This window comes from Nocardia wallacei (genome assembly GCF_029868745.1).
GTDB lineage: Bacteria > Actinomycetota > Actinomycetes > Mycobacteriales > Mycobacteriaceae > Nocardia > Nocardia wallacei_B.
The window spans coordinates 1-10,316 of the sequence record NZ_JARWOP010000135.1 but is presented as its reverse complement, the minus strand read 5'-3'; the positions used below and the strand labels follow the sequence as shown (position 1 = coordinate 10,316).

6 protein-coding genes and 4 tRNA genes are annotated in these 10,316 nt (G+C 68.1%); 5 read left to right on the top strand and 5 right to left on the bottom strand.

The window, feature by feature from the left end; all coding sequences use genetic code 11:
• The first annotated feature begins 274 nt into the window (after positions 1–274).
• Entirely contained in the window at positions 275–1,876 is a 1,602-nt protein-coding gene (locus QH470_RS11100) for a DHA2 family efflux MFS transporter permease subunit (RefSeq protein WP_280272222.1), read from the top strand.
• Here QH470_RS11100 and phoU read toward each other — a convergent pair.
• The 5 genes from phoU to QH470_RS11075 form a co-directional block, all read right to left on the bottom strand.
• Positions 1,873–2,544: a phosphate signaling complex protein PhoU gene (gene phoU, locus QH470_RS11095; protein ID WP_280272221.1), complete on the bottom strand. Its 672-nt coding sequence runs from the start codon at positions 2,542–2,544 to the stop codon at positions 1,873–1,875. The genes QH470_RS11100 and phoU overlap by 4 nt on opposite strands.
• Positions 2,545–2,643: 99 nt before the next feature.
• On the bottom strand, positions 2,644–4,443 hold the full coding sequence (locus QH470_RS11090; protein ID WP_280272220.1) for an LCP family protein: 1,800 nt from the start codon (positions 4,441–4,443) through the stop codon (positions 2,644–2,646).
• A gap of 965 nt (positions 4,444–5,408) precedes the next feature.
• Entirely contained in the window at positions 5,409–6,557 is a 1,149-nt protein-coding gene (gene dusB / locus QH470_RS11085) for a tRNA dihydrouridine synthase DusB (RefSeq protein WP_280272219.1), read from the bottom strand.
• A gap of 129 nt (positions 6,558–6,686) precedes the next feature.
• Positions 6,687–7,658 (bottom strand): acyl-ACP desaturase, encoded by a 972-nt coding sequence (locus QH470_RS11080; RefSeq protein ID WP_280272218.1) that lies wholly within the window; start codon positions 7,656–7,658, stop codon positions 6,687–6,689.
• Positions 7,659–8,007: 349 nt separating this feature from the next.
• A tRNA-Lys gene (locus QH470_RS11075) sits at positions 8,008–8,080 on the bottom strand.
• A gap of 1,046 nt (positions 8,081–9,126) precedes the next feature.
• On the opposite strand from QH470_RS11075, the gene QH470_RS11070 reads away from it, so the two are divergent.
• The 4 genes from QH470_RS11070 (at position 9,127) to QH470_RS11055 (ending at position 10,166) form a co-directional block, all read left to right on the top strand.
• Positions 9,127–9,792: a TetR/AcrR family transcriptional regulator gene (locus QH470_RS11070; protein ID WP_280272217.1), complete on the top strand. Its 666-nt coding sequence runs from the start codon at positions 9,127–9,129 to the stop codon at positions 9,790–9,792.
• A gap of 91 nt (positions 9,793–9,883) precedes the next feature.
• A tRNA-Glu gene (locus QH470_RS11065) sits at positions 9,884–9,956 on the top strand.
• A gap of 28 nt (positions 9,957–9,984) precedes the next feature.
• Positions 9,985–10,058 (top strand) — tRNA-Asp (locus QH470_RS11060).
• A gap of 34 nt (positions 10,059–10,092) precedes the next feature.
• Positions 10,093–10,166: transfer RNA gene (locus QH470_RS11055), tRNA-Phe, on the top strand.
• Positions 10,167–10,316: the final 150 nt, after the last annotated feature.

The following is a 10,316-nucleotide window of genomic DNA, read 5'->3' as shown; positions in this document are numbered from 1 at the left end:
GCTGCTGGCTCCTTCGTCGCTTCGCAGCGGCACCCGAAAACCGAGACGCGCCGAAAACCTTTTTTGTTTGAGTATTTCGGTGCGTTGGCGGCCCGGCTTGGGTAGGCGGGGCGCTTTTTTTTTGGGGTGTACGGGTTGTGGCTTGGGTCACTCTTGGGGGGTTGTTGTTGGCTGGCTTACTCATACTGTGGGCGGTTGTCTGCAACTTCTGGTAACGGATACTGTTCGGGCTGACTACACCGATCGTTATAGCGATGGGAATGGGAGGCTTGGTATGGCGGTATCGACGGTTCGGGGGCGGGGTGGGGTGGCGCCTGCTGTGCGGGGGCGGGGGTTTGCGCTGGGTGCTATTTGTCTTGCGGAACTGCTTGTGGTGTTGGACAACACGTTGGTGAATGTGGCGTTGCCTTCTATGGCGGTGCAGCTGCAGGCTCGGATGAGTGGGTTGCAGTGGGTTGTGGATGCTTTCACTTTGGCGTTCGCGGGGTTGCTGTTGGCGTTGGGGCATTTGGGGGATCGGTTCGGGCGGCGGCGGGTGATGGTGGTCGGGCTCGGGGGAGTTGCGGTGATGTCTGCGGCGGGGGCCTTGTCCGGGTCGCTCGGGCAGGTGATCGCCGCTCGGGCGGGGATGGGAGTCTTTGCGGCGGCGGTGTTTCCGGCGACACTGGCGTTGATCATCAATCTGTTTCCGGAGGCTCGGCTGCGGGCGGGGGCCATCGCGTTGTGGACGGCCATGGCGGGTGTCGCGGTGGCCATCGGGCCGGTGACGGGCGGGTGGCTGCTGGAGTACTTCAGCTGGCATTCGGTCTTCTGGATCAATGTGCCTATCGCGCTGATCGCCATCGTGGCCGTGCTGCTGTTGGTGCCGGAGTCGCGGGCCGAGCACGCGGGACGACTGGATGTCGTGGGCATCCTGCTGTCGCTGGTGGCGGTGACGGCATTGGTCTGGACGATTATCGAGGCGCCGAAACACGGCTGGCTGGCGGGGCGCAGCGTGACCGGCTATGTGATCGCGGCCGCGCTGCTCGCGGGGTACGTCGCCTGGGAACTGCGGGTAGATGCTCCGGTGCTCGATGTGCGGCTGTTCCGGATCCGGCGCTTCTCGGTGCCCGCGCTGGCCATCACCGTGTCCTACTTCTGCGCCTTCGGCTTTCTGTTTCTGATCACCCAGTACTTCCAGGGCGTCAAGGAATTCAGCGCGCTGGAGTTCGGCATTCACTCGCTGCCGTTCGCCGCGGCGGTGGGGGTGGGCGCGCCGGTCGCGACGCTGGTGGCGCAGCGGCTCGGCACCACCGCGACCGTGCTGTCGGGGCTGCTGCTGCTCGCCGTGGGCATGTATCTGGCGGGGCAGGTGACGGTCGAAACACCTTATGTCGGAACGGTTCTGGTGTCCATGGTGCTGATGGGCGTCGGCTTCGGGGTTGTGCAGGGGCCGGCCACCGCGTCGATCATGGGTGCGGTTCCCGAGCACGAGGCCGGTGCGGGCTCGGCGGTCAACGACACCACGCGCGAGGTGGGCGGGACGCTCGGGGTGGCGGTGCTCGGCTCGATCATGACCTCCACGTACACCGCACATGTCGGCGCGCGCATCGACGCCATCCCGGCGGCGATCATGAATCCGGATCAGAAGAGCATCGCCCGCGACACCCCGATCAGCGTGCTCGAGGTCGTCAAGGCGCCGATCAGCCCGTTCTTCGCCGGTGCGAAGACCGATCTGGTCCACGCCATGAAGGTGGCCGCGCTCGAGGGCGCGCAGGCGGCGTCGTACCTCGCGGTCGGCGCGTTGTTGGTCTGCGCCGTCGCGGTGGCCGCGCTGCTGCCCTGGAAGCCGGAGCGCACCGAGTCGCCCCTGCTCGCCTGGCGCAAGCGGGACTAGATCTGCTCGACCTCCGCGTCCTCGTCGGACGGAAGCACGCCCGTCACCAGGAACACGACTCGGCGGCCGATCTCGACGGCGTGGTCGGCGAAGCGCTCGTAGTAGCGGCCCAGAAGGGTGACATCGACGGCGGGGGCGACGCCGTACTTCCACTCCCGGTCCATCAGCAGGGTGAACAGGTGGCGGTGCAGGTCGTCCATCGCCTCGTCGTCCTGGTTGAGCTGCGCGGCCCGCTCGGGGTCGCGCGTCTCGAGGACCTCCTGAGCCGCCTTGCCCATGTTCACCGCGATCCGGCCCATCTCGGCGAAGTAGCCGTTGACGGCCTCGGGGAGCGCGTGATTCGGATGCCGACGCCGGGCGACCTTGGCGACGTGCAGTGCCAGCGCGCCCATCCGGTTCACGTCCGACACGATCTGGATCGCGCTGACCACCTGGCGGAGATCACCGGCGACCGGGGCCTGCAACGCCAGCAGCGCGAACGCCTTCTCCTCGGCCTGCGTGATCATCTCGGCGATCTGATCGTGCTCGCTGATCACCTGTTCGGCCAGCGTGAGATCGGCCTGCAGCAGCGACTGCGTCGCCCGGTCCATCGCGGAGCCCGCGAGGCCGGCCATCTCGCCCAGCATGTTGGCGAGATCGGCCATTTGTTCGTTGTAGATGACACGCATGAAACCAAACACTAGTTCCCAGCGCTGACCAAGTCACGAACGGCGGGTGAACCGATGGTGTTGCCCGGAGCTAGCGGATCTTCGCTGGTCGACGGGCACTCACTTGCAGTTGTCGTCGGCGGCGTTGACGTGCTCGAGGTCCGAGGGCAGTGCGGCGGGCGTCTCATCGGAGGAACTCGCCGAGGAGGTCGGCACCTCCGGCAGCGTGCTGCCGAACGCCGTGGGCGCGTGCACCGTGCCGGTGTAGTCCGAGCCCAGCGCCACCTCCACGATGCTGCCCAGTCCCGAGGTGGACTCGATCGTGGCGCCCGGGATCGCGGACGCGACCGTGGCGGCCTCGGCCTCGAGACCGGACGAGTAGCGCACCTTCGTGGTCGAGATGGTGCCGCCGGAGTAGTTGCCGACGTTGTAGATCTGGAACCCCTGACTGGACAGCTTGGTCGCCGAGGTGTTCGCGATGCCCGGGGTACCCGAGCCGTTGGACACCTGCACCGACACCGTGCTGGGGTCGACCGCGGTCAGCGCCTTCGGTGCCGCCGCGGGCGGGGTGGGTTTGCCCGGGGTCGGCTCGGGCGCCTTCTTCTCGCCCGGCAGCGGCTGGTCGTCGATGATCGCGCGGAAGATCTCCTTGATGTCGGATTCGCGCGGAATCTCGTTGCCGTAGGAGGTGGTTCCCGCGGTGGGCACGGTCAGGAAGGTGATCGCACCGGCGTCGACCTTCTGCAGCGAGCGGCCCAGCATCAACAGGTCCTTGGTGCTGACGGCGTCCATGAAGGCGCTACCGGAGAAGGCGTTGATGAAGCCGTTCAGCTTGCCGATGTCGAAGAGCACCTTGCTGGACAGCGCCCCGCGCAGCAGCGACGACAGGAACAGCTGCTGGCGGTGAATGCGGTCGTAGTCGCTGCGCTCCTCGCCGTAGACGTGCCGGGCCCGCACATAGTCCAGCGCGGTCGGGCCGTTGAGCACTTGCCGCCCCGGATTGGGCAGGATGGTGCCGAGTTCGTCGTCGACCAAGGGCTTCTTCGTGCACACCTCGACGCCGCCGATGGTGTCGACCATCGAGGAGAAGCCGTTGAAGTCGATGCCGATGAAGTGGCCGATGCGCAGGCCGACCAGTTTCTGGATGACCTTGGTCAGGCATTTCGGGCCGCCGAGGGCGTAGGTCGCGTTCAGCTTGTCGCCGGCGGCCTGCGGGAACGATGCCTCGTTGTAGCGCGCCTTCTCGTTGTCCCAGCCCTCGCAGACGGGCCGGGTCACATCGAGGTCGCGGGGGAACGACACGGCGACGACGCGCTGCCGGTTCTCGGGAATGTGCACGAGCATGACCGTGTCGGCGCGCGCGCCCTCGGCGTCCTCGGTGGTGCCGGCGCCGATATTGCCGTCCACGCCGGCGCGGGTGTCGGTGCCCACGATGAGGAAGTTCTCGTCGCCGAGCTGACCGCCCGGGTCGACGATGTCGTCGGACTTCTCGTCCAGCGCCGACACCTGCTGGAAGCCGTTGTCGGTGGCGCGCAGGTAGTTCCAGCCCACCCCCGTCACCACGAGCGCGAGCACGGCGACGAAGGCGGTGCTGCCGCGTGCGATCAACTGCAGCCGTTGCCGTTGCCGCTGCTTGTTCTGGGCCAGCCGGGACAGAGTCGGCGAGCCCACGGTCTTCGGCCGCGCGGCCGAAGTGCCCCGCTCGGTCTCGGGTTCCGGGACCTCCGCCTCGGGCACGGGGAGCTTATCGGTCACCTGCTCGGTCGACTGGCGGCCGTTGCGCGCGGCGGACGCGCCCGCGTCGGCCCCCGAGCTTCCAGCCGGTGCGCGGAAGGACGCCGCGACGGGCCCCAGCGCCGCGGCCGGTGGCGGGGCAACGGTATCGGTGGGCCGATCGTCCGCCCCGATCCCGCGTGACACCGAATCAGCCTGCGCCGCTTGGTCCTCCGCGCGACGACGACGCCCGGTGGGCTGCCTCCCGCCCGGTGCCGGTCCGGCGGCCTGTCGCCCATCCGGCGCCTGCCCGGCGGATTGACGCCCGCCCGTCTGCGCGGCGGATTGACCCCCGCCTCTCGCCTGTGTGGATTGACGCCCGCTCCCTGGCTGTGCCGCCGACGGTCCCGCACCTGTGGCTTGTGCGTCCGATTGTCGTGCGCCCGGATTGTGCGCAGGCGCCTGACGCGCATCCGGCGGTTGCGCGGCCGACGGCCTCGCGCCGGTAGGTGGGGCGGCGGGCGGTTGGTTACCCGGCTGCCGCTCGCCCGTGGGTTGCCGTGTGCCCGATGGTGTTCCGGTGGGTGGCGGTGCTGCCGAGCGCCTTGTACCGGGCGGCGGGGCGGATGGCTGTGCGGCCGAGGGCCTTGCACCGGGCGGCGGGGCGGGTGGCTGTGCGGCCGAGGGCCTTGCGCCGGTTGGCGGGGCGGCGGGTGGCTGATTACTCGGCTGCCGCGCGCCGGGTTGCCGTGTGCCGGAGGGGGTTCCGGCGGGTGGTTGTGCGGCCGCGGGGCGTGCGCCGGTCGGCGGGGCGTCCGCGCGGCGTCGGCGGCGGCCGCCGCGTTCGTTGTCGACCCGCTTCACCAGATCGTGCACGGTGATCGGATCGGCACCGTCGTCGGTGTGCCGGCTGCGGCGTGGGGTGGGTTCGTCGTCACCCGATTCCGGGGCACGATAGCGCTCCCACGGGGCTCGACCGCCGGGCCCGGACCCACGCCCGTGCCGCTCGTCGTCACCCACCAAGGAACCTCGCTTTGCTCATCGTCTCCGACCGGACCTTGATGTGTTTACCCAAGGTTGGGTGAACCGCTCGGAGGCGCACAGCATCACCGGTCTCGGGACATGATAACGATTCAGCCACGATCAGCCACTTGAAGGTGGAACAGTGCAGGTCAGCCGCCGCTGTGCATGACGTCGGCGGCGGTGGGGACGGCGGCGTCCTCGGGGTCGTCCAGCCAGCCGTGGGGGAGGCTTACTTTGCCGGGGGAGCCTTGGCGGCCGCGGGGGCCCTCGGCGTCCTTCGGGAAGGGGGCGGCGGGGTCGAGGGCGGCGATGAGGTCCTGGAGTTCGGTGAGGGTGGAGACCGTGGCGAAGCGGCGGCGGAGTTCGGCGCCGACCGGGAAGCCCATCAGGTACCAGGCCATGTGCTTGCGCAGGTCGCGCAGGCCCTTGTCCTCGCCGTCGTGGTCGGCCAGGAGGGTGGCGTGCCGGTAGAGGATTTCGCCGACTCGGCCGAGCGTCGGTCCGGCGGGGATCGGTTCGCCGCGCATGGCCGCCTGCAGTTCGGCGAAGAGCCATGGGCGGCCCAGGCAACCGCGGCCGACGACGACGCCGTCGCAGCCGGTCTCGGCCATCATCCGGAGCGCGTCGTCGGCGCTGAAGATGTCGCCGTTGCCGAGCACGGGGATCGTGGTGACGGCCTCCTTGAGGCGCGCGATGGCCGACCAGTCGGCGCTGCCGGAGTAACGCTGGGCCGCGGTGCGGGCATGTAGCGCGACGGCCGCGGCGCCTTCGGCCTCGGCAATGCGCCCGGCGTCGAGGTAGGTGATGTGGTCGTCATCGATGCCGATGCGGAACTTCACCGTGACCGGGACGCCCGCGGGCTCGGCGGCGGCCACCATGCTCCGCACGATTTGCCCGAACAGCCGGCGCTTGTACGGCAGCGCGGAGCCGCCGCCGAGCCGGGTCACCTTGGGCACCGGGCAGCCGTAGTTGGTATCGATGTGGTCGGCGAGGTTCTCCCCGATGATGATCTTCACGGCCTCGGCCATCGTGGCGGGGTCGACGCCGTACAGCTGCATCGACCGCGGGAACTCGCCCTCCCCGAACGACATCATGTGCATCGTCTTCGGATCGCGTTCGACGATGGCCCGCGCGGTGATCATCTCGCAGACGTACAGCGAGGTAGGACTGCCGAATTCGCGGCACAGCCGCCGGAACGCCAGATTGGTGATACCCGCCATCGGGGCGAGCACGACGGGCGGATCAACCGGGTAGGGGCCGATACGCACGTGTGCCTTGCTCTGGAGGACGGACTGCATGGTGCTCATTCTCCCCGCGCGGAACGCGCGCCCGGGCATCGGGTGACGCACCGGATACGGCCGCGGAACGAGAAACCGCCCCGGAGGCCGCGAAGCGACGCTCGGGGGCGGTTCCGGATCAGGTAGTTCTCAGCCGACCGAGCTGGCGGCCAGCTGGCGGTCGCGCTTGGCGGCCTCGCGGGCCAGCATGCGGTCGCGCTGCTCCTCGAACTTCACGACGTCGCCGGCCAGCTTCTCCAGGAACAGGCCCAGGCGCTCGCGGGTCTGCTCGCCGCGGGCGGTGAAGTCGCTGCGCTCGAAGATCTTCCACTTCTTGAGCACCGGCTGCACCACCTCTTCGAGGTGCTGGCGCAGGTCGTAGATGCCGTGCTTGGCCATCAGCACGCCGTTGCGGCGGAAGTTCGGCATGCCCGCGCCGGGCATCTGGAAGTTCTCCAGAATCAGCGTGATCGCGTCCAGCGCCTGGTCGGGCGACAGGTCCAAGGCGGCGCCGCACATGTTGCGGTAGAAGATCATGTGCAGGTTCTCGTCGGCGGCGACGCGCTGCAGCATGCGGTCGGCGATGGGGTCGTCGCAGACCTTGCCGGTGTTGCGGTGGCTGACCCGGGTGGCCAACTCCTGGAAGGTCACATAGGCGACCGAGTGCAGGAATCCGGCGTCGGCCTCGGCGGGCGAGGCGAAACCGTTGGTCATGTGGATCATCCGGGCCTCTTCGAGCGCGACCGGATCCACGCCGCGGGTGACGACCAGATAATCCCGCATGACGATGCCGTGACGGTTCTCCTCGGCGGTCCAGCGACCGACCCAGGTGCCCCAGGCGCCGTCCTGAGAGAAGTTCTCGGCGATCTCTCGGTGGTAGGAGGGCAGGTTGTCCTCGGTGAGCAGGTTCGTGATCATCGCCGCCTTGGCGACCTCACCGAGCCTCGACTGCGACGGGTCCCAATCCACGCCCCCCATCGCGGCGAAGTTGCGACCGTCGTCCCATGGCACGTAGTCGTGCGGATGCCATTCCTTGGCCATCGACAGGTGGCGGTTGACGTTCTGCTCGGCAACCGGCTCCAACTCTGTCAGTAGTTCGAGTTGAGTCAGATCCCTTGCCATATACATACCCTTCGGTGTGTCGTTCTCTCTTGCTCGTCAGCCCCCCTTGGCCTTGCCGCCGCGGCCCATACCTTACGGCACCGTAGGTGTGATACGAAACGCATCTGGGTGACTTCACAGTGTCCGTGACCGAACTCATATGACGACGTCGGGGCGGGTACAACACTTCCGAGTGTAGGCGCACGAACCATGCCCTGCTGACTATCGCCGCCACGAGCGAGATGTTAGCTCCGCCGCCGGAAATCACTCACCGCGAGGCTGTGGAGGGTTTGCGTTCGCCCCGACCGGCACGGCGGCGGCGCAAGTGCGACGGCGGGCCGGAGCGCTGTGGCTCTGGCCCGCCGAAAGGTGCCCCCACCAGGGCTCGAACCTGGGACCTGCGGATTAAAAGTCCGTAGCTCTACCAACTGAGCTATAGGGGCGCGGGTGGCAAGTCTAATAGGACGGGTCTGCGAGCGGTAACCGGTATCCGGCGGTTCGGCGTGTGGCGGGTATTCGGCCTGGTCGGCGGGCGTGTGGTGGGTGGGCTCGCCGGTTGTGCTGTCGGCGTGGGGTATTCGGGGCGTCTGCGGATGTGGCTTGGCGGGCGGTGGTGACCGGGTGGTCGGACCGCGGGTTCCCGCGAGTGAGAAGAGTCGGCGACGGGTCGCCGGCGCCGGCCGCCTCGAGTATTTCCCGCGTGGCGGCGATCGAACTGATACATCTCGAGGCCGCCGGACGATACGCCCGAGACGGTGCTCGCCCGGCCGCGGCCGACCGGCGCCGCGCCCCGACGGCGGGCAATCACCTTGGTTTCCAATTTGTTTGAGAGCAGAAGTATGGAAACATCAACCAATCGTGGTGCGTGGCAACGCAATTGGTAGCGGAGGTAAGAGTGTCGGTGGTTCGTGCGGGGGGACGAGGGGCTCGGGTGTGGGTGTGTTCGTCCGGTGGCGGTTCGTCCGGGCGGGGAGTAGTGGGCGGTGAACGGCGCTGGCGCGCGGCCGAATTCGCGAAAGGAACCAATCGCCCAACCGGTTGCGGTGTATTTGCCATCGACCGAGAAACGCGATTCGGCGAACTGACTTGCCGGTACGCCCTACAGTGGTCTGAGTATCGGGGTACGGTGACCGCTCGGTGAATTCCGGAAGAACCGGGAGTGCCCCGGCGGGACGGGATTCCGCCTATGGTTGATGTGCCCGAAGATGTCGCGATCGGTCAGGCCGATCGCGATGCCCTGGAGACAGCGTCGCAGGAGGCAGATCCGAGACGAAGAAAACGCCCGGGTGCGCACCCCCTGCGGCGCACCCGGGCGTCGAGAACTATACCAGCCAGTGCGTTTCAGGTTTCTCGTTATTTTTCGTACCCAAAGTTTGAAAACCGGGCAGTAGCCCGAGTTGAAGTATTTGAAAATCTCATAACCTTCGCGCCGAGGACTGTTCCGAAGAGGACTTCACCGGCGGCAAGTAGCTTCGGAGGCGTTTCGAGCATGGCACGGCAGCAAGAGCGGGCCCGCCGGACACGTGCGGCGATCATCAGGTCCGCGGCCGTTGAGTTCGGGAAGAGCGGTTATGCCGCGGCATCGCTCAACCGCATATTGGAAGGGTCGCGCGCTACCAAGGGCGCCATGTACTTCCACTTCGACTCCAAGGAGGATCTGGCGCGCGCGGTTTTGGACTCCGCGGTCGAGCGCTACCGCGCCACCACCGAAAGGTGGCTCACCCGAACGGATCTCGGTGCGCTGGACGTACTGCACGGGATGATCGACGAGATCGCCCTGCGGCTCGAGAACGACATCATCATCCAGGCCGAGTTCCGCCTGATCATCGAGCCCGAGTTCTATCGCGACGTCCAGGCCGGCGGCGGCCGCATTCTCGGCCGGGCCACCCGGCTGCTCGCGGTGCGCGCGGTCGACCAGAAGCAGCTGCGCCCGGAATCGGACGTGGACCGCCTCACCCGCACCCTCGCCGCCGCGCTGGCCGGCCAGCGCTACATCATCGATCTGCTCGGCGGCGGCATCGATCTGCGCTCGCGATTCACCGAGGCGTTGGAGGTGATCATCGAGGCCATGGCCACTCCCGAGTGGCTCGACGAGTTCCGGCGCGTCGGCTGGCGCGCGTCCGCTCGGCTGGAAGACCTCAACCTGAGCCTCTGACCAGCCGATTTGGGATTCGCGAGCGAGCTGTCATAAGCTATGCGGGCTCCCAACGGAAGCCGTTGGAAAACGGTCCGGAGACATCCGGCGGGCCCCCTTCGTCTAGCGGCCTAGGACGCCGCCCTTTCAAGGCGGTAGCGCGGGTTCGAATCCCGTAGGGGGTACGGTGGCAACATCGTTGGAGCAGAGCAAGGCCCTGTGGCGCAGTTGGTTAGCGCGCCGCCCTGTCACGGCGGAGGTCGCGGGTTCGAGTCCCGTCAGGGTCGCACACTTTGTCCAGGCATTCGGTACGGGTGCCCCGGCCAGGTAGCTCAGTTGGTACGAGCGTCCGCCTGAAAAGCGGAAGGTCGCCGGTTCGATCCCGGCCTTGGCCACCCTCTCAGGCCCTCCCTTGCTCAGGGAGGGCCTTCGCCGTTTTCGAGGGTGATGTGTGGGGGCCGCGCCCCCACCCCCCCAGCGGGGGGGGGGGGGGGGGGGGGGGGGGGGGGGGGGGGGGGGGGGGGGGGGGGGGGGGGGGGGGGGGG

What these genes read in the sequence shown, in the direction of transcription:
- QH470_RS11100 (WP_280272222.1), top strand. Translation starts at nt 275, where the DNA reads ATGGCGGTATCGACGGTTCGGGGGCGGGGTGGGGTGGCGCCTGCTGTG.
- phoU (WP_280272221.1), bottom strand. Translation starts at nt 2,544, where the DNA reads ATGCGTGTCATCTACAACGAACAAATGGCCGATCTCGCCAACATGCTG.
- dusB (WP_280272219.1), bottom strand. Translation starts at nt 6,557, where the DNA reads ATGCAGTCCGTCCTCCAGAGCAAGGCACACGTGCGTATCGGCCCCTAC.
- QH470_RS11080 (WP_280272218.1), bottom strand. Translation starts at nt 7,658, where the DNA reads ATGGCAAGGGATCTGACTCAACTCGAACTACTGACAGAGTTGGAGCCG.
- QH470_RS11070 (WP_280272217.1), top strand. Translation starts at nt 9,127, where the DNA reads ATGGCACGGCAGCAAGAGCGGGCCCGCCGGACACGTGCGGCGATCATC.